The sequence below is a fragment of the Kitasatospora sp. NPDC058218 genome (genome assembly GCF_042882445.1).
In the GTDB taxonomy this organism is placed as follows: domain Bacteria; phylum Actinomycetota; class Actinomycetes; order Streptomycetales; family Streptomycetaceae; genus Kitasatospora.
In genome coordinates this window covers 17,359-39,474 of record NZ_JBHVWC010000063.1, presented here as the reverse complement: position 1 = coordinate 39,474, position 22,116 = coordinate 17,359, and the positions used below count along the sequence as shown (strand labels likewise).

Here is a 22,116-nt window from a genome sequence, read left to right as displayed (position 1 = left end):
ACTGTGACGGAATGCGTTCAAGTTTGCCGAACGGGTGTTGTCCGAGGTGGCGGATGTGATGGGCTGGTTCCTGCACAACCGAGGCCGGACGGACAGTCGAAAACCGGTCGTACGGCGGGGTGTGGGGAGGTGCGGGTGTGCCGGTAGAGTCCCCCGGACAGTCGTGGCGGGCCACCGCGAAACCACTCAACAAGCCTGCTGCGCAAGACCGTTCGGAGGGGACAACGAAATGGCGCGACAGCGGCGGCAGATCGGCATCAGGAACGCGGCACTGGCGGGGACGGCGGCGGTCGCCGTCCTGCTGCCCATAGCCCTGGCGACCAGCGCTTCGGCGCACGCGCCGGCGTGGCAGGTGACCTGCGACAAGATCGTGATCGATCTGACCAACTACAGCGACGCGAGCGGTGTGAAGAACGTCGTCAGCCTGACCGTCGACGGCGAGAAGGTGCTCGACCAGAAGCAGTTCGGCAAGGAGTTCCACGGGACGTACCCGGTGAAGGACCACGCCAAGCCGGTCAGTGCGACCTTCGTGGTGACCACCACCGAGGACCCGAAGAACGCCGACTGGAACAAGACGGAGACCAAGACGATCGAGGTCTGCCAGACCCCGACCCCGACCCCGACTCCTACGCCCACCCCGACCCCCACGCCCACCCCCACGCCGACCCCGACCCCCACGCCCACCCCCACCAAGACCGGCACTCCCACGCCGACCCCGACGCCGACCCCGTCGCGCAGCGCGACCCCCACGGCGTCCCCGACCCCGACTGCGACCCGGACGCCCACTCCGGCCCCGAGCACCGCCACCCCGGCCCCGGTGCTCGCCCAGACCGGTAGCAGCGACGCCACCCCCGCCATCGCGGCGGCCGGCGGCGGCGTCCTGCTGCTCGGCGGTGCGATCGTCCTGCTCGCCCGCAAGCGCCGCAGCGGCAACGAGAGCTGACGCCGGCGATCGGCAACCCTGGCGGCCCCCCGCTCGCACCGTCGAGCGGGGGGCCGCCGCGATGTGCGGCGCGAGCTCAATCGGACGGTGTGACCGGGGACCACAGGCCCATCCACTGTTCGGCGCCCCACGCCTCGAAGAGCTGCGCCTCGGTGAACCCCAGCTTCGCCGCGAGGCGCATCGAGCGGTCGTTGGCGGTCTGGGTGCAGAGCACCACCGGCTCGCCGGGAAGCGAGTCGGCGAACCAGCCGAGCGCCGCCGCGCACGCCTCGGCGGCGTACCCGCGCCCCCATGTCTCCGGCAGGAACAGGTAGCCGAGCTCGGCCTCCCCGGCGTCCGGACGGACCCGGCTCCGACGCTGCGCGTCGCGGTGGTTGAGTTCGACGGTGCCGATCATCGCCCCGTCGAGCTCGACCACGAAGAGGCCGAAGCGCCGCCCCGGCACCTCGGGCACCGCGCGCTCCAGCTCGTCACGCGCCCGAGGGCCGCCCAGGTAGGCGTTCACCTCCGGCGAGGCGAACAGCTCGATGAAGGCCGCACGGTCCCGGGCCTCGGACTCGCGGAGCACGAGTCGCTCGGTGCCGATCGGGGCAGGCGGCCAGGGGGCGGGGGGCACGGTGATCTCATCCGACACGGAACGGCTCCTGATCCTCGGCCACGCCGTTCGACCTCGGACGGCCGTGGCAGGCGACGACCTCTGACGTCGCCGCACATCGAGACGCGCCCCGACGAGATGCCAGTTGCGTTCGCCCGGGAGGATCCGTCGGCCATGCCCCGGCCCGGCAGCGCGCTCGTCGGCGGCGACCGCAGCCCGTGCCGCCCGCGGTGCGAGGGTGGCCGCCGCCACGGCCCCTCCCCATTTCCCCGGGCTGTGCGTCGCACCGGGTGTGCTGAAAAGGCCTCGTCATGTGGAGCGGGAGGTCGGGGTGGCCGACTTCCCGCTCCGGGAGCAGTTCTTTTCGGTGCCGGGAGACGCGAGAGCTGCTGTCCGAAATCAGGGCGTACGTCGCCGAGTATCTCGGGGACGCTCGGTCCTCGCCGGTGCCGGACGACACCCAGGCGCGGAAGAAGGGGGCCGCGTCAGTGGGCGCGGCCCGCCAGGACAGCGCATTGACCGGCGGCGTTGCCTCGACGGACCGGATCGATCTGGCCGTTCGGAGCCCAACGGCGTAGCGTTTTCAGGTGAGGCAAGGTGCTCTTATCCATCGATACGGGGAGTACCCATGATCGGCGCCACCGTCACCTTTTCCTACACCGACGACTTCGATCGATCACGGATAACCAAGGTGGCCGACAATGCCCGGGGCGTGTTCGAAGGAATGCCGGGCTTGCGGTTCAAGTTCTTCACCTTCGATGAGAAGAAGCGGCAGGTGGTCAACTTCTACGTCTGGGATTCGAAGGAGGCGGCGGAACAGTTCTTCACCGAGGAGTTGCGCGAGCGAGTGACCGGTCTGTACGGCGTGGCGCCGGTCATCGAGTTCGTGGAGATCGCCGCGATCGTCGACAACTCGGCTGCGTAGCGGCACGCCTTCGTCGACCGCCGCCGGAGTGGGAAGTCGGCAGGGCCGACTTCCCACTCCGGGCGAGGCGGCGGGGGCCGGAGGGTAGAGAGGGCTGGGTGATCCCTCAGTTCGGCGCGGCGGCCGCGAGCACGCCCCGTACGGCCGTTCCGTCCGGCCAGGACCACCCGGCGACGAGGACGGCGGGCGACCTCTGCGCGGCCTCCGTCGGCCGCAGGGCGCGGTTGACCTGAACGGCGAGCCCGTCGGCAGGTCCGGTTCCGCGCACGGTGACGGTCGGGTCGGGGGTGTCGCTGATGCTCTGGTGCTGCGGCACCGCCTCACCGCGCAGGAGCGCGCCCAACTGCGCCATCACCACCGGGTCGTGGACGCCGTCGTAGATCCACCGGGTGCCGAGCACCCCGTGCTCGGACGTGCCGATCAAGGCCTCGTCGGGGACGCCCTCCAGCGGTGCGCCGCGGTAGGCCATCGGCGCCAGGTACGCCACCGGCCGCTCCCCGGAGGCGTCCACCAGGATCATGAACTCGATCCCGACCGCGCCCGCCGGATCGTCCAGACGGAACCCGCCGGCCCGCACCAACTCCGGCGTGGCGGCGTCGCCCGCGTACCAGGCCTGCTTCGGCAGCCAGCCGGTCAGCAGTTCCAGCTTGGTGGGCGTCATTGTGGTGCGATGGATGGCGGCCATGAGCTCCCTCACGCGTGGGTCCGGGCCCGCCCTTCGACGGGATGTGAGCGAACCTATCGCCATTTCCGGGATCGGCCGGCGTGGCGTCGTCCGCCCTCATGTTGCAGCCCGGGCAGGCTACGCTCACGACCAGGACGGGACCTCTGAGAATCCGAGGAGGGCATGACGGCCCAGACCAGCCGCGAACGCGTCATCAGAACGCTGACCTTCTGGCTGCGCCCGGCCTTCGCCCTGCGCTGCGTCAGCCGCTTCCAGAAGCTCGTGGGATTCGATCGCTCGATGGCCCTGGCCGCCGGCGCGCTGGCGGCGACGGTCCCGCTCTCGATCCTCACCGGCGGCATCCTGACGCGCACGGGACACGACGACACGGCGGACCGGATCATCGGCCGCTACCAGCTCACCGGGGAAGGGGCCGACGCCGTCCGGCAGGTCCTCTCGCCGTCGTCCGACACGAGTACGACCGTCGGCATCTTCGGGGCGGTGTTCCTCGTGATCTCGGTGCTGAGCTTCGCGCGAGCGGTCCAGCGCCTGTTCGAGCAGGCCTGGGAGCTCAGGCCGCTCAGTGTGCGCAACACGCTGAACGACCTGTGGTGGGTGGCCGGCCTCGCCGGCTACCTGACGGTCACCGGTCTGGTCTACGGCCTCCTCGGCCGCGGGCGCCTTCAGGTGGGGGCGGCCGCCGCCGAGGCGCCGGTGACCGCGGCCTTCCTCGTCTGGAGCGGCTGGATCCTCACCGCGCGGCGGGTCTCCTGGCGGGCCCTGCTCCCGTTCGGTGTCGTCGGGGGCGTCCTGTCGGCGGTGTACGCGGTGGGCGCGACGGTCTACCTGCCGCACCTGTTCAGTTCCTCGGCCACCCGCTACGGCGCGGTGGGCGCCGTCTTCGCGACGCTCTCGGCACTCTTCGGCGCCATGGTGGTCACCGTCGGGTCGGCCGCACTCGGGCGGGAGGTGCGCGATGAGCTCGTCGGCATCGCCGGGGGCGAGCGCCCGCCCGACGACGAGATCCGCCGCGAATGGCACACCGTGATCGACCAGACGCGATCACGGTGGCACACCACCCGTCGGCAGATCGCCCGCTACCGCCGACCCAGGGGACCGGACGAACCCTGAGCCGGGACGCGACCGCGCACCCGCACCGCCGGGCGGTGCGGCGGGCCCGCCCCGCCGCTCACTCCCAGCGGAAGAACCGGGCGGCCGCGGCCAGCCCGAGCACCGCCCAACCGCCCAGGATGCCGAGGTCCGCCCAGGGCACGCCGGCACCGGTCTGGAGGACCGAGCGCAGCCCGTCGGAGAGGGCGGCGATCGGGGTCAGCTCCAGTGCCGACTGGACGGCCGGGGGGAACTTCGAGAGCGGCACGATCACGCCGCCGGCCAGCAGCAGCAGGACGAAGACCAGATTGGCCGCGGCGAGCGTGGCCTCGGCGCGCAGCGTGCCGGCCATCAGCAGGCCGAGGCCGGAGAAGGCGGCGGTGCCGAGCACCAGCAGGGCGACGACGGTCAGTGCCCCCTGCGGTGTGAACAGCCCCTGGGGGGACCAGCCGAGCGCCAGCGCGATCACGCTCAGCAGGGCCACCTGCAGGGCCTCGGTGACCAGCACGCACCCCGTCTTGGCGGTGAGCAGGGCCCAGCGCGGCAGCGGGCTGGCGCCGAGCCGCTTGAGCACGCCGTAGCGGCGCTCGAAGCCGGTGGCGATGGCCTGCCCGGTGAAGGCGGTGGACATCACGGCGAGCGCCAGCAGGCCGGGGGCCAGGAAGTCGACGCGCTTGCCGGGGCCGTCGACGGCGACGATGTCGACGGCGGAGAACAGCACCAGCAGGACGGTCGGGATGATCACGGTGAGCAGCAGCTGCTCGCCGTTGCGCAGCAGCATCTTCGTCTCGAAGGCGGTCTGCGCGAGCAGCATCCGCCCGATCGGGGCGGCGCCCGGCTGCGGGGAGTAGTCGGTGGTCGTCACGAGCGGAGGTCCCGTCCGGTCAGGTCGAGGAAGACGTCCTCAAGGCTGCGGCGCTGCACGGCGAGCCGCTCGGGGAGGATGCCGGAGGCCGCGCACCAGCCGGTGACGGTGGCCAGCAGCTGCGGGTCGACGGGCGCCTCGATGCGGTAGCCGCCGGGGGAGGCCTCGGTGGCGGTGGCGCCCTCGGGCAGTTCCTTGAGCAGGGGGCCGAGGTCCAGCCCGGGCGGGCCGTCGAAGCGCAGCGAGGACTCGGCGCCGCCGCGGCAGAGCTCCTCGGGGGTGCCCTCGGCGATGACCCTGCCGCGGTCGACGACGGCGACCCGGTCGGCGAGCTGTTCGGCCTCGTCCATGTGGTGGGTGGTGATGACCACGGTGACGCCGTCCCGGCGCAGGTCGCGGACCAGCTCCCAGGTGGCACGGCGGGCCTGCGGGTCGAGGCCGGCGGTGGGCTCGTCCAGGAAGACCAGCTCGGGGCGGCCGACCACGGCCATCGCCAGGGCGAGCCGCTGCTGCTGGCCGCCGGAGAGCCGGCGGTAGGTGGTGCGGCCGCAGGAGCCCAGGCCGAGGCGCTCGACCAGGGCGTCCACGTCCAGCGGGTGGGCGTGCAGCTTGGCGGTGTGCCGGAGCATCTCGACGGCGCGCGCTCCCGCGTACACGCCGCCGGATTGCAGCATCACCCCGATCCGGGGGCGCAGCTCGGCGCCCTGGGTGACCGGGTCGAGGCCGAGTACGCGGACGGTGCCGGCGTCGGGGCGGCGGTAGCCCTCGCAGATCTCGATGGTGGTGGTCTTGCCGGCGCCGTTGGGGCCGAGCACGGCGGTGACGCCGCCGCGCGCGAGGGTGAGGTCGAGACCGTCCACCGCCGTCTTGCCGCCGTAGCGCTTGACCAGCCCGGTGACCCGGACCGCGGGTTCGGAGTGCATACCGGCGAGTCTAAGAGGAGCGAACGCGGCGGCCGGACGGGAGGCCGGGCGGGGCCGGTGCGCGGGGCGGAACGGGCATGTCGGAGGATTGGATTCCGGATCGGCGGGCCCCCCGGAACCGGGTCCGAGCGGCCCCGGTGACCGGGGAAACGGTGCCCCGGTGATCGTTCTCGCAGGTCAGGTAAGGCTTACCTGCGTGACAGATGACACGAGTGAGGCCTGCATCACGGCTTGTCCCTTCGGAAGTAATTACGCAACAATCGTGTTGTGAAAAACATGCGCGAGCACTTCCCGCAGCAGGAGGCCGAGTCGGCCCCCGGCTGCGCCGTGCCCGCGACGGCCACCGAGGTGCTGCTCGACGGTCACCGTGCGACCCGTGACCGGGTCGCCCGCTCGATCCTCGACCACGGCCCCTCCTCGGCCACCGACCTGGCGAACCGGCTCGGTCTCACGACCGCAGCCGTCCGCCGTCACCTGGACGGCCTCGTCACCGCCGGCCTGGTCGACGCCCGCGAGCAGCGGGTCTACGGCAGCCGCGGCCGGGGGCGCCCGGCCAAGGTCTTCGCCCTCACCGAATCCGGCCGGGACGCCTTCTACCAGGCGTACGACCAGCTCGCGGCCGACGCGCTGCGCTGGATCTCGGACGCGGTGGGCGGCGGCGCCGCGGGCGAGGAGGCGGTCGCCGCCTTCGCCCGGGCCCGGTTCGGCAAGCAGGGCGAGAAGTACCTCGACGCCCTGCGCCAGGCCGAGGCCGGTGAGCGCACCGAGGCACTGGCCCGGGCGCTGAGCGCCGACGGGTACGCTGCCACCGTGCGGCGGGTTCCGTCGGCCGCGGCGAAAGCCCCGGCGGGCGCCCAGCTCTGCCAGCACCACTGCCCGGTCGCGCACATCGCCGAGCAGTTCCCGCAGCTCTGCGAGGCGGAGACCGAGGTCTTCTCCCAACTGCTGGGCACCCATGTGCAACGGCTGGCCACCATCGCCCACGGCGACGGGGTCTGCACCACCTATGTGCCGGCACCCGGTGCCGCATCGTCGCCCTCCCTGCGCAGTGCGGGCCCGGGTTCCGATGCAGTGCCGACTGCCGGTACGTCCACCGAAGATTCAGCGTCCGCGCGTTAGGAAGCTCGCATGACTGACACCGTTTCGCACCCGGAGCTCGAAGGCCTGGGCACCTACGAGTACGGCTGGGCGGACCCGGATGCCGCCGGCGCCGTCGCCAAGCGCGGGCTCAGCGAGGACGTCGTCCGCGACATCTCGGCGAAGAAGAACGAGTCCGAGTGGATGCTGAACCTGCGGCTCAAGGGCCTCAAGCTGTTCGGCAAGAAGCCCATGCCCACCTGGGGCTCGGACCTCACCGGCATCGACTTCGACAACATCAAGTACTTCGTCCGCTCGACCGAGAAGCAGGCCGAGTCCTGGGAGGACCTGCCCGCCGACATCAAGGCGACGTACGACAGGCTCGGCATCCCGGAGGCGGAGAAGCAGCGGCTGGTCGCCGGTGTGGCCGCGCAGTACGAGTCCGAGGTGGTGTACCACCAGATCCGCGAGGACCTGGAGGAGCAGGGTGTCATCTTCCTGGACACCGACACCGCGCTCAAGGAGCACCCGGAGATCTTCAAGGAGTACTTCGGCACCGTCATCCCGGCCGGCGACAACAAGTTCGCCGCGCTGAACACGGCCGTGTGGTCCGGCGGGTCCTTCATCTACGTGCCGAAGGGTGTCCACGTCGACATCCCGCTGCAGGCCTACTTCCGGATCAACACCGAGAACATGGGCCAGTTCGAGCGGACGCTGATCATCGTCGACGAGGACGCCTACGTCCACTACGTCGAGGGCTGCACCGCGCCGATCTACTCCTCGGACTCGCTGCACTCCGCGGTCGTGGAGATCATCGTCAAGAAGGGCGGCCGCTGCCGCTACACGACCATCCAGAACTGGTCGAACAACGTCTACAACCTGGTCACCAAGCGCGCCGTGGCGTACGAGGGCGCGACCATGGAGTGGATCGACGGCAACATCGGTTCCAAGGTCACCATGAAGTACCCGGCCGTCTACCTGATGGGCGAGCACGCCAAGGGCGAGACCCTGTCGATCGCCTTCGCCGGTGAGGGCCAGCACCAGGACGCCGGCGCCAAGATGGTCCACATGGCGCCGAACACCTCCTCCAACATCGTCTCCAAGTCGGTGGCGCGGGGCGGTGGCCGCACCTCCTACCGCGGTCTGATCGAGATCGGCGAGGGCTCCAAGGGCGCCAAGTCCAACGTGCTCTGCGACGCCCTGCTGGTCGACACCATCTCCCGCTCGGACACCTACCCCTACGTGGACGTCCGCGAGGACGACGTCTCGATGGGCCACGAGGCGACCGTCTCCAAGGTCAGCGAGGACCAGCTCTTCTACCTGATGAGCCGGGGCATGACCGAGTTCGAGGCGATGGCGATGATCGTCCGCGGCTTCGTCGAGCCGATCGCGCGCGAGCTGCCGATGGAGTACGCGCTGGAGCTGAACCGGCTGATCGAGCTGCAGATGGAGGGCTCCGTCGGCTGACGAACGGCCGCACGCAGTCCACTCCGCATCCCTAGGAAGAGAGCACCACGACAGCCATGGCTGACGTCAACACCCCCACCGGCTCCACGACCGCCGGTTCGATCGAGGTCGGCACCGCGGGCGCGGGCGCGCAGCTCGCCGGTCCCGGTACCGGCCGCGCCACCGTCCAGCAGCCGATCGACGCCCGCGTCGCCGTCAAGCCCTCCTTCGAGGTCGGCGACTTCCCGGTGCCGACCGGCCGCGAGGAGGACTGGCGGTTCACCCCGCTGCACCGCCTGAACGGCCTGCACGACGGCAGCGCCGTCGAGGCGGAGAAGGGCACGGACAAGGTCGAGCTGAGCCTGCCGGACGGCGTCACCGCCGAGACCGTCGGCCGCGACGACGCCCGCCTGGGCAAGGCCGGCAAGCCGGTCGACCGGGTCGCCGCCCAGGCGTTCAGCGCCTTCGAGCAGGCGCTCGTGGTCACCGTCCCCAAGGAGACGGTGCTCACCGAGCCGGTCAAGATCGACGTGCACGGCGAGGGCGGCACCCGCTTCGCCCACGTGGTGATCGACGTCAAGCCGTTCGCCGAGGCCGTCGTGGTGATCAACCACACCGGGACGGGCACCCGCGCGTCCAACGTCGAGCTGCTGATCGGCGACGGCGCCAAGCTGACCTTCGTCTCCGTCCAGGACTGGGACCGCGACGCGGTGCACACCGCCCAGCAGACCGCCCTGGTCGGCCGGGACGCCACGCTGAAGTCCGTGGTGGTCACCTTCGGCGGCGACGTGGTCCGCATCCACCCGCGCGTCTCCTACGCCGCGCCCGGTGGCGAGGCCGAGCTGTTCGGCCTCTACTTCGCCGACGCCGGCCAGCACCTGGAGCACCGTCTGGTCATCGACCACGACACCCCGCACTGCCGCTCCAACGTGGTCTACAAGGGCGCGCTGCAGGGCCAGGACGCGCACGCCGTCTGGGTCGGCGACGTGCTGATCCGCGCCGCCGCCGAGGGCACCGACACCTACGAGCACAACCGCAACCTGGTGCTGACCGACGGTGCCCGGGTCGACTCGATCCCCAACCTGGAGATCGAGACCGGCGAGATCGTCGGCGCCGGCCACGCCTCCGCGACCGGCCGCTTCGACGACGAGCAGCTCTTCTACCTGCAGTCCCGCGGCATCCCGGCCGACGAGGCCCGCCGCCTGGTGGTGCGCGGATTCTTCGCCGAACTGGTCCAGCAGATCGGCGTCGCCGAGATCCAGGAGCAGCTCATGGAGAAGATCGAGGCCGAGCTGGAAGCGGCGGTCTGAGGCCGATGAGTTTTCTCCGTGCCTGCGCGCTGAGCGAGCTCCAGGAGGACGTGCCCCGGCGCGTCGACCTCAACGGCGTGCCCGTCTCCGTCGTCCGCACCGACGAGGGGGTGTTCGCGATCAACGACACCTGCTCGCACGCGAACGTCTCGCTGTCCGAGGGCGAGGTCGAGGACTGCATGATCGAGTGCTGGCTGCACGGCTCCAGCTTCGACCTGCGCACCGGCAAGCCCTCCGGACTGCCCGCCACCAAGCCGGTCGCTGTCTACCCCGTAAAGATCGAAGGGGACGATGTGCTCGTCTCCGTCAACCAGGAGTCCTGAGTACATATGGCAACCCTTGAAATCCGCGACCTGCACGTCTCCGTCGAGGCGGAGAACGGCCCCCGGGAGATCCTGAAGGGCGTCGACCTGACCGTGAAGCAGGGCGAGACCCACGCGATCATGGGTCCGAACGGCTCCGGCAAGTCCACCCTGGCCTACACGCTGGCCGGCCACCCGAAGTACACCGTCACCGGCGGCCAGGTGCTGCTGGACGGCGAGGACGTCCTGGAGATGTCCGTCGACGAGCGCGCCCGCGCCGGCGTCTTCCTGGCCATGCAGTACCCGGTCGAGGTCCCGGGTGTGTCGGTGTCCAACTTCCTGCGCACCGCCGCCACCGCCGTCCGCGGCGAGGCCCCGAAGCTGCGGCTCTGGGTCAAGGAGGTCAAGGCCGCGATGGCCGCCCTGCAGATGGACCCGGCCTTCGCCGAGCGCAACGTCAACGAGGGCTTCTCCGGCGGCGAGAAGAAGCGCCACGAGATCCTCCAGCTGGAGCTGCTCAAGCCGAAGATCGCGATCCTCGACGAGACCGACTCCGGTCTGGACGTCGACGCGCTCCGCCAGGTCTCCGAGGGCATCAACCGGGTCCGCTCGACCGGCGAGGTCGGCACCCTGCTGGTCACCCACTACACCCGCATCCTGCGGTACGTCAAGCCCGACTACGTCCACGTGTTCTCGGCCGGCCGCATCGTCGAGTCCGGCGGCGCCGAGCTGGCCGACAAGCTGGAGAACGAGGGCTACGAGTCCTACGTGAAGGGCGGCGCTTCCGAGTGATCCATACTCCCGAGACGAGTGGCTCGACCACGAGCCTGCCGGGTCTGCTCGACACCGACGCGATCCGCAAGGACTTCCCCGTCCTGCAGCGCCTGCTGCACGACGACAAGCCCCTGGTCTACCTGGACAACGCCGCCACCTCGCAGAAGCCGCGCCAGGTGCTGGAAGCGCTGAACACCTACTACGAGCGGCACAACGCCAACGTGCACCGCGGGGTGCACGTGCTGGCCGAGGAGGCCACGGCGCTGTACGAGGGCGCCCGCGACAAGGTCGCGGCGTTCGTCAACGCGCCGAGCCGCAACGAGGTGGTCTTCACCAAGAACGCCTCGGAGTCGCTCAACCTGGTCGCCAACATGCTGACCTGGGCGGACGAGCCCTACCGGGTGGACGCCGACTCCGAGATCGTCATCACCGAGATGGAGCACCACTCCAACATCGTCCCGTGGCAGCTGCTCTCGCAGCGCACCGGCGCGAAGCTGAAGTGGTTCGGGCTGACCGACGAGGGCCGGCTCGACCTGTCGAACATCGACGAGCTGATCACCGAGAAGACCAAGGTGGTCTCGTTCACCCTGGTCTCCAACCTGCTCGGCACCGTGAACCCGGTCGAGGCCATCGTGCGCAAGGCGCAGGACGTCGGCGCGCTGGTCGTCATCGACGCCTCGCAGGCCGCGCCGCACATGGTGCTGGACGTGCAGGCCCTGGAGGCCGACTTCGTCGCCTTCACCGGCCACAAGATGCTGGCTCCGACCGGCATCGGCGTGCTCTGGGGCCGCCAGGAGCTGCTGGAGGACCTCCCGCCGTTCCTCGGCGGTGGCGAGATGATCGAGACCGTCACGATGGGCTCGTCCACCTACGCCCCGGCGCCGCACAAGTTCGAGGCCGGCACCCCGCCGATCGCCCAGGCGGTCGGGCTCGGTGCGGCCATCGACTACCTGTCGAACATCGGCATGGAGCGGATCGCCGCACACGAGCACGCCATCACCGCGTACGCGGTCGAGCGGCTGCTGGAGGTCCCCGACCTGCGGATCATCGGTCCGCGCAACGCCGTGGACCGGGGCGCCGCGATCTCGTTCACGCTCGGCGACATCCACCCGCACGACGTGGGCCAGGTGCTGGACGAGCAGGGCATCGCCGTGCGCGTCGGCCACCACTGCGCGCGGCCGGTCTGCCTGCGGTACGGAATTCCGGCGACCACGCGGGCGTCGTTCTACCTGTACTCGACGCCGGGCGAGGTCGACGCGCTGATCGACGGCCTGCACCACGTCCGGAACTTCTTCGGCTGACGGGACGGCCCACGCATGAAGCTCGACTCGATGTACCAGGACATCATCCTGGACCACTACCGCAACCCGCACGGCAAGGGGCTGCGGGACGGCGACGCCGAGGTGCACCACGTCAACCCGACCTGCGGGGACGAGATCACCCTGCGGGTGAGGCTCGACGGCGCCAAGGTCGTGGACGTCTCGTACGAGTCGCAGGGCTGTTCCATCAGCCAGGCCAGCGCCTCGGTGCTGAACGACCTGGTGGTCGGCAAGACCGTCGGCGAGGCGCAGGCCGTCCAGGAGGCGTTCCTGGAGCTGATGCAGAGCAAGGGCCAGGGCGAGGGCGACGAGGAGGTGCTGGAGGACGCGGTCGCCTTCGCCGGCGTCTCCAAGTACCCGGCCCGGGTCAAGTGCGCGCTGCTCAGCTGGATGGCCTGGAAGGACGCCACCGCCAAGGCCCTGGCCGACCAGCCCGCCGTCAACGACCTGAACGACTGAAGCAGAAGAGGAGGACAGACCATGAGTGACACCGCGACGCCCGCCCCTTCCGCCGAGGAGGGTCCGACCGTCATCGTCGGCACCACCGCCGGAACCGTCTCCGTCGAGGACCTGACCGAGGCCCTGATGGACGTCGTCGACCCCGAGTTGGGGATCGACGTCGTCAACCTGGGCCTGATCTACGGCATCCACATCGACGAGTCCGACGTGGCCACCATCGACATGACGCTCACCTCGGCGGCCTGCCCGCTGACGGACGTCATCGAGGACCAGGCCAAGACCGCCACCGACGGCCTCGTCCAGGACCTGCGCATCAACTGGGTCTGGATGCCGCCGTGGGGCCCGGACAAGATCACCGACGACGGCCGCGAGCAGCTCCGCGCGCTCGGCTTCAACGTCTGACCGACGGGCCTTCGTCCACCCACTGCCGCGCGAGCCTCTCCTTCGGGGGACGTGTTCGCGCGGCAGTGGTATATCTGCCGACGGGCGGCGAGACTGGCGCCGCGAGCTCGACTTGTGGTCGAGGTGACGTCGTCCTCCGACGCGCACAACGATCGTCGGCCGATGCTCGGCACCGTTCGGTTTCGAGATCCACACGAAGAGCCGGAAGCCCCGGTGAGTCCGAGAACGCCGCCGCCCGGTACGGAGATCCGTACCGGGCGGCGGCGGCGTTCGTGCGGTTCGGCGTCAGGCGCGCCGGGGCTTGCGGGCGACGGCGAGGGCCAGGCCGATGCAGAGCAGGGCGGCGAGGCCGACGAAGCCGCTGGTGGCCGGGAGCAGGCCGTAGTGCTGGACGAGGGCGCCGACGGCGACGATCGGCAGCGAGCTGCCCAGGTACACGATGACCCAGAGGGAGCTGAGTTCGGAGCCCCGGCGTTCCGGGTTCATCGCGGCCACCGCGCTGGTGAACAGCGAGCGGAAGGCGACGCCCTGACAGGAGCCGCCGAGGACGCTGCCGATGAACAGCAGGGCCGGCGTACCGGTGTACTGGGCGGTGACGACCAGGCCGAGGCCCGCCGCGAGGCCGGTCATGCCGAGGGCGATGACCAGGCGGTCGGCGGTCGGCGGGACGAGCAGCTGGGCGAGGGCGGAGGAACCGAGCAGCAGCGCGGCGACCACGGCGCCGGTCAGCCGGGAGTCGGTGTGCAGCAGCTTGGCGGAGAAGGCCGGGGCCAGGCTGAGGTAGACGCCGAAGACCGCGTAGGAGATGAAGCCGGCGGCCGAGGCCAGCAGGAACTCGCGGCGGCCGGTGGTCGGCAGGGCGAGGCGCTGCGGGCGCAGGTGCGCCGGGGTGGTGATGCGCGGCGCGGAGGCCGGCGGGCGGCTGCGGCCGGGCATCCGGGGGTGGACCAGGGCGAGCGGCACACAGAGCGCGAGCAGGGCGACGGCGTGCAGCAGGAAGGGCGTCATCAGCGGGTCGGAGCCGCCGGCCAGCAGGGCGCCGACCACCGGGCCGAGCGCCACGCCGCCCGCCGAACAGGCCAGGGTGAGCTTGGCGGCCAGCGTGGGGTGGTCGGGCAGCAGGTCACCGAGGGCGGCTCCGGCGGCTCCGGTGGACAGGCCCACCGCGACGCCCTGGACGGCGCGGCCGAGGGCGAGCTGCCAGAAGCTGCCCGAGGTGGCGAAGACGGCGTCCCCGGCGGCGGCCAGGGCCACGGCGGGCAGGATCAGCGCGCGGCGGCCGAGGTGGTCCGACCAGTGGCCGACCACGGCGAGCACCGGGACCAGCGCGAACACGTACACGGTGAACAGGATCGTGGTGTCGAGCGCGGTCAGCGAGAGCCGCTGCTGGAGCAGCGGGTAGATCGGCGTGGCCAGGTTGGCACCGATCAGCATGAGGAGGAGGGCGCCGGCGACGAGGCCGACACGGACGCCGCGGAGCGCGTTCCAGCGGCTTATCGCGGCGAGCTGGAGCTGGGCGCGGGGCGCGAGCTCCAGGGGAAGCAGGGCCTCCGACAGTCGGCGTCCGTCGAACTGCGCGGTGCGCAGGCCGGAGCCGGCAGGGGAGAGGTCCGCCATGGCAGGGGTCTCCTGTGGCCGGGCACCACCAAGGTCGGCGGGGTGTGCCGGCACGCCCGTCCGCGGGCGCTGTGGTGGTGGCCTCGGTGCGGGGCTCCCTGGTGGAGCGGGTGATCATGGGACCCTCCCACCCGATGCCGGGCGAGGAGGGCGGAGGGGCTTCGTTGCCCGGTGGCCCGCGCGGGGTGTGCACGGTGCCGATTCGAAGGATAAGGGGTGGGCGCACGGTTGCGGCGCGCGCCCCTGGAGGCCGGGCATCGGGGGTGCCCGGCCTATACGCTGAGGTAGTGGACCGGCACAGGGAGCTGGTCCACTGCGGCCGGAACGGATCGGCCGACCGCTGGCTGTAGGGAGAGCGCGCAACAATGGCCGGACGACGTCGTAAGAACGCTGGGGCTTCGTCGGCGGGTGCGCCGGACGAGGGGGCGGTCGGCGCGGTGCTGCCCGCCGACCTGGAGCTGCAGGACCTCTATGGGGCGTTCGCCGCACACGGGCTGGACGACGAAGACCTGGACGACGCGGCCGTGCTGGTACCGCCGGTGCGGCTGCCGTCCGAGTCCGAGCTGGCCGAGCAGGCGAAGGCCGTGCCGATGTTCGGGTACGCGTTGGAGCTGGCCCGCTGGACGGCCCCGCACCGGGCGGTGGACGAGTTCGGCGACCTCACCGGTCCGGACCGGGAGCCCGCCGCCCGGCTGCTCGGCCTCGCGCCCGAGCAGGGGGAGGTGCCGGAGGAGGCCGTGGTCGAGGCGATGCGGGCCTGGTCGCTGGCCTGTGACCTCGACCTCATCGAGATCGGCACCACCGCCGCCGGCGAGCACGTGGCCATTCCCGGGCCGGATCTGGAGCCGGCCGAGCAGGGGGACGCGGAGACCGTCCTGGAGCTCTGGCTGACCGCCGCCGGGATCGTCCGCGAGCTGGCCGTGGAGGCCGACTCGCTGCCGGAGGAGGAGGCCGCCGAGGAGGCGGCCGAGCGCGCGGGGGCCGGGGCGGAGCCGGGCGAGGAGGACGAGGAGCGGCTGGCGCGGGTCGAGGAGGCCCGGGAGGAGGCCGCCGAACTGCTCGACGAGGCGCTCCAGGTGCTCTACGAGACCACCGCCTTCGCCGATCCCGGCACCGAGACCGTGCCGCTGGGGGTGCTGGCCGCGCTGCTGGTCGTCCCGGAGGGCGAGGAGCCGAGCGAGGAGCTGCTCGGCGACATCACCGATGTGATGGTCGCGCTGGACCCGATGCTGGGCGACCTCGCCGAGCTCGGTCTGCTGGACTACCGCCCGATCGACCCGGAGCTGTTCGACGAGGAGGAGGGGCAGGAGCCCGCCGGAGCCGCGGTCGGCGAGGAGCCGCTGGACGAGGAGGAGTCGGCCCGCTTCGGCCTGGTCCGGCTCACCCCGCTCGGCCAGTACGGGATCCGGCAGTGGCTGCTGGAGGACGGCTACGACGCGCCGCTGGTCGGCGAGCTGGCCCAGGGCGACGCCGCCGAGCTGCTGCGCGGGATCTGCGAGGCCGCCAACGTGCTGCCCGACGAGGAGCTGCAGGTCTGGGTGACCGGCCGGGAGCCGGTGGAAGCGGCGCGCGAGCTGCTGGCGGCGGCGCGCGGCAACGACGCGTACGCCCCGATGCGCCGGATGCTCGGCCGGCTGGCACTGGGCATGATCGGGCGGCCCGCCGAGCCCGCCGTCCGGGAGGTGCTGGACGACCCGGAGCTGGGCGGGGCCGCGCGGGCCTGGCTGGTCGAACTCGGCGCCACCGACGTGCCCGCGCCGGAGCGGGGGATGGCGCTGTGGACGGTGGTCGACACCTTCGCCGCCCAGCTGCTCGACACCGGCGGCGACGCCGAGCTGCTGCGCGAGCTGATCGCCGACCTGCCGGTGACCGGCAACCCGGCGAGCTACTTCGGCGAGCTCTGGCGGGTCGACCACCCGTACACGGCGGACGTGCTGGAGGCGGTCGGCGAGCTGCACCTGGACCGGGCGGTGGCCAAGGAGGCGCGCAAGGCGGCCTTCAAGGCGCGCTCGAAGACCTGACGGACGCCGCCGGGGCGGGGCGGAGCGGGGCCCCCGGCCGGTCACGGGAGGTCCAGCGAGCCGTCCTCGGCGAAGGGGAAGAACGGGTTGTGGGCCAGCTCCCAGAGGTGGCCGTCCGGGTCCTCGAAGTAGCCGGAGTAGCCGCCCCAGCTGGTCGCGGCCGGGGGCTTGACCACCGTGGCGCCGGCCTCGACGGCCGTCCTCAGGGCGGCGTCGACCCGCCCGGGCGACTCCAGGTTCACCGCGAGGGTGACACCCCGGAACGACGGCTCGCCGAGTGCGGGGACACCCGCGTCGGCGGCCAGCTCGTCGCTCGGGAAGAGGCCGAGCACCGAGTCGGCGGTGCGGAACCAGACGATCTCCGGGCTGGAGACCGAGGAACGGCGCCACCCGAGGCCCTCGTAGAAGCGGGCGCTGCGGTCGAGATCGGTCACCCCGAGGGTGACGATGCTGATGCGGGCGGGGAAGTCCTGGGTTGCTGTCATGCCCGACAGCGTAGGAAGCGGCACTGACAAACCGACGTCCTGACACGGTGGCGCGGGTTGCCGATCCGCCCGGCGGGGCAAAGGAGCTGATGACCCGGCAGGTCGGGGCACGTATCGTGTCCGGCAGGCGGTGCGAGGGCAGCGAGGACATGGGGGTGCGGCGCGGGATGACGCGGGAGAGCGGTGGCAGGCAGGACGGTCTCCGGGGGGACGGTGCGCGGTGGGTCGACCCGTGCGGACGGGAGGACCGCTTCGCCGACCAGGAGGAGTTCTCCCGCCGCACGCTGGCCGCGGCCGACTTCCCGGTGTACGGCGTCGTGCGGGGCGCGGACCCGGACGGCGACGCGCTGGCCGCGTTCGAGACCTGTGACGGCTGGCTGTCCTGGGTCGAGGTCTGCTCCGGCGACTGGACCTCCGCCGACGGCCCCTACGTCACCGTGCGCACCTACCGGCCCGGTGCCGACCGGCCGGGGGCGCTGCCCGAGCTGGAGGACGTGGTCGAGGACGAGCGCGACCGGGTCTACGAGCAGCTCGGTGTCGACGAGGGCGACTGCCCCGGCCGGGTCCGGGCGCTGCGCGAGTGGATCACCGTCGACGGCGAGCCGTGCGCGGTGGAGGTCCACGAGGACCTGCGCGACTTCTGGGACCGGCCGGACGCCCCGCTGCTCGGTCTCGGCTCCGCCCCCGGCGCCGGACCGGTCTGGGCGGGCCGGCTCCGGGTGGACGGGCTGACCGTCACCGTCTGCGGGCGCGGAGTGGCGCCGGGCAGCCTCGAACTGGCTCCGATCGCGGACGTCGAGCGGCACCTGCGCGGCCGGACCGCCCTGCTGCGCGGTCTCGCCGCCCGGCGGGCCCGGTACGTCCCGGTCGAGGAGCGCGAACTCGCTCCGGCCGCCGGGCTGGAGGCGCACCGGGCGGTGATCGAGCACTGCATCGCCGAGTCCGCGGCGATCGAGGCACAGGTCCGGGCCGGGCGCACGCCCCGGCTGCCGCGCGGCTTGCGCGGCGAGACCGGCGCGCTGCGCTGGGAGGCCGCGGTGCGCCAGCAGATGCGGCTCGGCTCGGAGGGCCGCGAGGAGGCGGTCGCGGCGGTCACGGCGATGGTCAACCACCTCAACCGGCTCTCCCGGCAGACCCAGTGGGTGGTCGGTACGGCGGAGGGGGTGGCCGCGATCGAGGAGGTCATCCGCTACACGGTGTTCGCCAGCGAGGTGGCGAGCCTGCCGGCCCAGCGCGCCTGGGAGCAGCTCTGGCGGGACCGGGCGGGCGGTGCGGGCGACGGCTGGGAGGAGCAGCGGCTCGGCGAGCAGCTCTGGCTCGCGGCCTGGGAGCAGTGGCGGGAGGCGCGCGCGGGGCGGTGAGCGGCGGCGCGGGACGTCGTGCGGGTCGTCGCGCGGTGTCGCAGCGCCGTGACCTGCGGTGCGCATGGCAAAGGGTGAGTCATGGATTCGAATACGGTCGGCAAATGAACACCCTGACGAAGCGTCCGCGTCACCGGGCGTTCATCGCACCGGCGGAGTCTGCTGGCGTCGACGACCTGCCTCGACACCTCGCACGCCACGCACCGGGCTCCACCCCGGTCGGCGGCTCACCTTTCAGGAGTGACTCACATGTCGCTGTCCCGCCGGGACTTCGTCAACCGTTCCACCCTCGTCGGGGCCGGTGTCCTGATCGCCGGTAGCGCCGAGGCCCTGGCCAGCGCCCCGGGTGCGATCGCCGCCCCGGTCGGTGGCGAGGTGCAGGACGCCGCCACCGCCGACGCCGAGCGCGCCGCCGTCGGCTACGGCCCGCTGGCCAACGACCCCGAGAAGCTGCTCGCGCTGCCCAAGGGCTTCAGCTACAAGGTGGTGAACCGGGCCGGCGTCACCAAGCTGCGCACCGGCGAGTTCACCCCCAGCAACCACGACGGCACCTCCGCCTTCGAGGACGAGCGCGGCGGCAACCTGCTGGTCGTCAACCACGAGCTGAGCGGCGCCCGCTCCAACTGGCCGCACCCGGTGCCGCTGACCGAGGGTCACGTCTACGACCCGGGCGCCGCCGGCGGCTGCACCATCGTGCACGCCAAGCGCAACGGCACGGTCGAGCAGTGGGTCGGCATCGCCGGCACCTCCACCAACTGCGCCGGTGGCGTGAGCCCCTGGGGCACCTGGCTGTCCGGTGAGGAGACCGAGGACAAGGCCGGCAAGAACGGCTTCACCAAGGACCACGGCTACATCTTCGAGGTCGACCCGTTCGACGACGACTACAACCGCGACCCGCAGCCGGTGAAGGCCTTCGGCCGGTTCGCGCACGAGGCCGTCGTGGTGGACCCGAAGCGCGGCCACGCCTACCTGACCGAGGACGCCTCGAACCCGAACGGACTGCTGTTCCGCTGGACCCCGCCGGCCGGCTTCAAGCACGGTCGCTACCAGCTGCGCAAGCTGGCCGCCGACGCCGGCACGCTGGAGGCCTTCAAGGTCTTCGACGCGCAGGGCAAGCTCGTCGACGACCTGTCGCGCGCCACCAAGGTCGGCACCACCTACGGCGTGGACTGGGTCAAGGTCGAGGACCGCGACGCCAGGACCGTCTCGATCCGCAAGCAGTTCAAGGACGGCGAGGTCACCCGCGCCCGCAAGCTGGAGGGCATGTGGTGGGGTGACGGCGGCTTCTACTTCGTCTCCAGCTTCGCCCGCTCGGAGAGCCCGCTCCAGCACGACGGCCAGGTCTGGTTCTTCAACCCGGTCCGCCGCACCATCACCCTGAAGGTGCTGCTCGGCGTCAACAGCGACGTCTGGGGCGACCACGACAACTTCGACGGCCCGGACAACATCACCGTCTCGCCCTACGGCGGCATCGTGATCGCCGAGGACGGCGAGGGCGTCTCGCACCTGTTCGGCGCCACCGAGGACGGGCTGACCTACCCGATCGCCCGCAACGAGCTGAACATCGGCACCGCCGAGAAGCCGGAGTTCAGCGAGTTCACCGGCGTGACCTTCTCGGACGACGGCAAGACGCTGTTCGCCAACATCCAGACCCCGGGCATCCAGCTGGCCATCACCGGCCCCTGGCACCGCCTGAACGAGCACAAGCGCGGTCAGGGCTACGGCGCCTGATCCGGCACCACGGACGGTGGGAGGGGCTCGCCTCGGCGGGCCCCTCCCGGCTTTCCACCGCCGGTCCGCGGTCTCACTCCTGCGGCAGCCGCAGCTGGAGCATGGCCAGCAGCCGTTGCTGCGGCTGCGTGAGGTCGACGCCGGTGAGCTGCTCGGCCCGGCGCACCCGGTACCGCAGGGTGTTGGGGTGGATGTGCAGGGCGTCCGCCGCGACCCGGACCTCGCCGAGCGCGTCCAGCCAGGCCAGCACCGACTCCGCGAGCCTTGTGCCGTGCCGGCGGTCGTACGCGGTCAGTGCGGTCAGCCGCGGGTCGCGCAGGCCCGAACGCTCCTGCAGCAGCGCCAGCATCTCGCTGACCAGGACCTCCGCCTGGACGTCGATCAGTGCCGCGACCTCCAGGTCCACCCCGCCGCGGCCCATGGCGTCCAGGATCCGGTCCGCCTGCGCCCGGGAGTCGGGCACCCGGGCCAGGCCGTCCACGGTCGAGCCGATCGCCGCCCGCAGCGGGACGCCGAGGTGGTCCCGCGCCGCCTCCACCACCTCCTGCGCCCAGTCGCGGACCGTCGTCATCGGCAGGCCGGCCGGCAGCTCGGGCAGCAGGACGTAGACCCGGGACTCGATCGGGGCGAGCAGCGCGCTGCGATGACGGGCGGCGGTGTGCACCGAGATCAGGCCGGTCACCTCGGCGCGGGTGAGCGCCTCGGTGGTCGGCGCGCTGTAGGCCAGCACGGTGGCCGGGCGGCGCAGGTCCAGCCCCAGGTGGGTGGCGAGCGACTGCGGGCCGGTCGATCCCTCCAGTAGGCCGGTCAGCAGGGTGCGGGTCAGCCGGACGTCCGCCGACAGCTCCCGCCGCCGCCGGACCAGCTGCGCCGCCGCCACCCGGGCCGCGCCGACCAGCGCCTGCTCGGCGAGCGGTGCCAGCGGCTGGGCACCCTCCTGCACCCAGATCGTCCCGAGCGGCTGCGCCCCCGTCCGGATGCCGATCGCCAGGCGCCGGCGCAGGCCGAGCTCCGGGTGCGGATCGACCGCGATCGGCGTGTCCGAGCTGCGCAGGTGCTGGAAGATGCCCCACTCGCGGAGCTTGGAGAGGTAGGGCTCGGGGCCCTGCCAGCCGAGGATGGACAGCCGGCGCAGGTCGTCCACCTCGTCGGAGTCGGAGGACCGGGAGTAGGCCAGCACCCGGCTGGAGGTGTCCTCGATCGAGACGATGCCGTGGGTGAGCACGGCGACGGTCTGGGCGAGCGAGAAGAGGTCGCCGGCGTTGTGCTCGGGAGCGCCCGCGACGTCCGGGGTGTCCGGCCCGGCGATGATCGCGCGGGCGAGCGAGTCCAGGTGCTCCCAGCGGGTCTCCCGGCGGACCGAGAGCAGGGCGACGCCCGCCTCGGTGGCCGCCTCCCGCAGGGCGTCGGCCTGACCGGGGCCGTCCAGCTTGACCGCGACGGCGGCGGCGCCGGCCCGGCCGGCCGCGCGCAGTGCGGGCAGTGCGGCCCGGCCCCGGGCGCCGATGGCGAGCACGAGTTCGCCGGGAGCGGCGGCGGGAGGGTCCTCCGGGTCGAGGATCGCGACGTCGCGCACCGGTACGTCCAGCCCCTGGGGGGCGGCCTGGAGCTCGACCAGCGGTTCGCCGAGGGACATCAGCAGTTGACGGAGCGGGAGGCCGGCGGGCTGTGACACCGGGGGCTCCTTCATGCGAACGGACAACGGCGTACCGCCGATTTTAGCCGGGCGGACAGGGCTCGGGGTCGTGAGCGGCCGGGCCGGGGCCGGCGGAGCGGTCCGCGGCACC

At 72.1% G+C, this 22,116-nt stretch carries 21 protein-coding genes; 14 read left to right on the top strand and 7 right to left on the bottom strand.

The features are described from left to right. The first annotated feature begins 229 nt into the window (after nt 1-229). Nucleotides 230-943: an LAETG motif-containing sortase-dependent surface protein gene (locus ACFVYI_RS32895; protein ID WP_387892364.1), complete on the top strand. Its 714-nt coding sequence runs from the start codon at nt 230-232 to the stop codon at nt 941-943. Nucleotides 944-1,019: 76 nt separating this feature from the next. Here the strand turns inward: ACFVYI_RS32895 and ACFVYI_RS32890 are convergent, their stop codons facing one another. After that, complete coding sequence (locus ACFVYI_RS32890; RefSeq protein WP_387892362.1) at nt 1,020-1,577, bottom strand: GNAT family N-acetyltransferase; 558 nt, start codon at nt 1,575-1,577, stop codon at nt 1,020-1,022. A 589-nt stretch (nt 1,578-2,166) separates the two neighbouring features. Here ACFVYI_RS32890 and ACFVYI_RS32885 point away from each other — a divergent pair. After that, nucleotides 2,167-2,463, top strand: coding sequence for a hypothetical protein (locus ACFVYI_RS32885; RefSeq protein WP_387892361.1), 297 nt, complete (start codon nt 2,167-2,169; stop codon nt 2,461-2,463). A gap of 106 nt (nt 2,464-2,569) precedes the next feature. Here the strand turns inward: ACFVYI_RS32885 and ACFVYI_RS32880 are convergent, their stop codons facing one another. Beyond that, complete coding sequence (locus ACFVYI_RS32880) at nt 2,570-3,148, bottom strand: 1,4-alpha-glucan branching protein (protein ID WP_387892359.1); 579 nt, start codon at nt 3,146-3,148, stop codon at nt 2,570-2,572. Nucleotides 3,149-3,310: 162 nt separating this feature from the next. On the opposite strand from ACFVYI_RS32880, the gene ACFVYI_RS32875 reads away from it, so the two are divergent. Further along, complete coding sequence (locus tag ACFVYI_RS32875; RefSeq protein WP_387892358.1) at nt 3,311-4,258, top strand: YhjD/YihY/BrkB family envelope integrity protein; 948 nt, start codon at nt 3,311-3,313, stop codon at nt 4,256-4,258. 58 nt (nt 4,259-4,316) lie between these two features. Here the strand turns inward: ACFVYI_RS32875 and ACFVYI_RS32870 are convergent, their stop codons facing one another. Further along, a complete protein-coding gene (locus ACFVYI_RS32870; protein ID WP_387892397.1) occupies nt 4,317-5,051 on the bottom strand; it encodes an ABC transporter permease in 735 nt (244 codons plus the stop codon). 47 nt (nt 5,052-5,098) lie between these two features. Further along, nucleotides 5,099-6,025, bottom strand: coding sequence for an ABC transporter ATP-binding protein (locus ACFVYI_RS32865; protein WP_387892356.1), 927 nt, complete (start codon nt 6,023-6,025; stop codon nt 5,099-5,101). A 276-nt stretch (nt 6,026-6,301) separates the two neighbouring features. On the opposite strand from ACFVYI_RS32865, the gene ACFVYI_RS32860 reads away from it, so the two are divergent. From ACFVYI_RS32860 to ACFVYI_RS32825, 8 genes are read left to right on the top strand one after another with little or no spacing between them, the layout of a single operon-like run. Further along, nucleotides 6,302-7,144, top strand: coding sequence for a helix-turn-helix transcriptional regulator (locus ACFVYI_RS32860; protein ID WP_387892354.1), 843 nt, complete (start codon nt 6,302-6,304; stop codon nt 7,142-7,144). A gap of 9 nt (nt 7,145-7,153) precedes the next feature. Then, on the top strand, nt 7,154-8,569 hold the full coding sequence (gene sufB / locus ACFVYI_RS32855) for a Fe-S cluster assembly protein SufB (protein ID WP_387892352.1): 1,416 nt from the start codon (nt 7,154-7,156) through the stop codon (nt 8,567-8,569). A gap of 56 nt (nt 8,570-8,625) precedes the next feature. Beyond that, nucleotides 8,626-9,858, top strand: coding sequence for a Fe-S cluster assembly protein SufD (sufD, locus tag ACFVYI_RS32850; protein WP_387892351.1), 1,233 nt, complete (start codon nt 8,626-8,628; stop codon nt 9,856-9,858). Between the two features lie 5 nt (nt 9,859-9,863). Then, nucleotides 9,864-10,181 (top strand): bifunctional 3-phenylpropionate/cinnamic acid dioxygenase ferredoxin subunit, encoded by a 318-nt coding sequence (locus ACFVYI_RS32845; RefSeq protein ID WP_352288157.1) that lies wholly within the window; start codon nt 9,864-9,866, stop codon nt 10,179-10,181. A gap of 6 nt (nt 10,182-10,187) precedes the next feature. After that, nucleotides 10,188-10,952 (top strand): Fe-S cluster assembly ATPase SufC, encoded by a 765-nt coding sequence (gene sufC, locus ACFVYI_RS32840; RefSeq protein WP_387892348.1) that lies wholly within the window; start codon nt 10,188-10,190, stop codon nt 10,950-10,952. Beyond that, nucleotides 10,952-12,235 carry a cysteine desulfurase gene (locus ACFVYI_RS32835; RefSeq protein ID WP_387892396.1) on the top strand — a complete coding sequence of 428 codons (1,284 nt, stop codon included), beginning with the start codon at nt 10,952-10,954 and terminating at the stop codon, nt 12,233-12,235. Before sufC ends, ACFVYI_RS32835 begins: the two co-directional genes overlap by 1 nt. A 15-nt stretch (nt 12,236-12,250) precedes the next feature. Then, on the top strand, nt 12,251-12,712 hold the full coding sequence (sufU, locus tag ACFVYI_RS32830) for a Fe-S cluster assembly sulfur transfer protein SufU (RefSeq protein ID WP_387892346.1): 462 nt from the start codon (nt 12,251-12,253) through the stop codon (nt 12,710-12,712). A gap of 21 nt (nt 12,713-12,733) precedes the next feature. Beyond that, a complete protein-coding gene (locus tag ACFVYI_RS32825) occupies nt 12,734-13,114 on the top strand; it encodes a metal-sulfur cluster assembly factor (RefSeq protein ID WP_387892344.1) in 381 nt (126 codons plus the stop codon). Between the two features lie 285 nt (nt 13,115-13,399). Here the strand turns inward: ACFVYI_RS32825 and ACFVYI_RS32820 are convergent, their stop codons facing one another. Further along, nucleotides 13,400-14,731 carry an MFS transporter gene (locus tag ACFVYI_RS32820; protein WP_387892342.1) on the bottom strand — a complete coding sequence of 444 codons (1,332 nt, stop codon included), beginning with the start codon at nt 14,729-14,731 and terminating at the stop codon, nt 13,400-13,402. Between the two features lie 365 nt (nt 14,732-15,096). Between ACFVYI_RS32820 and ACFVYI_RS32815 the strand changes: the two genes are divergently transcribed. Next, nucleotides 15,097-16,752 (top strand): hypothetical protein, encoded by a 1,656-nt coding sequence (locus ACFVYI_RS32815; protein WP_387892340.1) that lies wholly within the window; start codon nt 15,097-15,099, stop codon nt 16,750-16,752. A 41-nt stretch (nt 16,753-16,793) separates the two neighbouring features. On the opposite strand, the gene ACFVYI_RS32810 is transcribed toward ACFVYI_RS32815, so the two are convergent. Continuing rightward, nucleotides 16,794-17,237 (bottom strand): VOC family protein, encoded by a 444-nt coding sequence (locus tag ACFVYI_RS32810; protein WP_387892338.1) that lies wholly within the window; start codon nt 17,235-17,237, stop codon nt 16,794-16,796. Nucleotides 17,238-17,326: 89 nt separating this feature from the next. On the opposite strand from ACFVYI_RS32810, the gene ACFVYI_RS32805 reads away from it, so the two are divergent. Both ACFVYI_RS32805 and ACFVYI_RS32800 read left to right on the top strand, forming a co-directional pair. Further along, entirely contained in the window at nt 17,327-18,598 is a 1,272-nt protein-coding gene (locus ACFVYI_RS32805) for a hypothetical protein (RefSeq protein WP_387892334.1), read from the top strand. 249 nt (nt 18,599-18,847) lie between these two features. Continuing rightward, the gene (locus tag ACFVYI_RS32800) at nt 18,848-20,329 is read left to right on the top strand and encodes an alkaline phosphatase PhoX (RefSeq protein ID WP_387892332.1); all 1,482 of its coding nucleotides are present in this window, start codon (nt 18,848-18,850) and stop codon (nt 20,327-20,329) included. A 73-nt stretch (nt 20,330-20,402) separates the two neighbouring features. Here the strand turns inward: ACFVYI_RS32800 and ACFVYI_RS32795 are convergent, their stop codons facing one another. Continuing rightward, nucleotides 20,403-22,004, bottom strand: coding sequence for a PucR family transcriptional regulator (locus ACFVYI_RS32795; protein WP_387892331.1), 1,602 nt, complete (start codon nt 22,002-22,004; stop codon nt 20,403-20,405). Between the last annotated feature and the right edge of the window lie 112 nt (nt 22,005-22,116).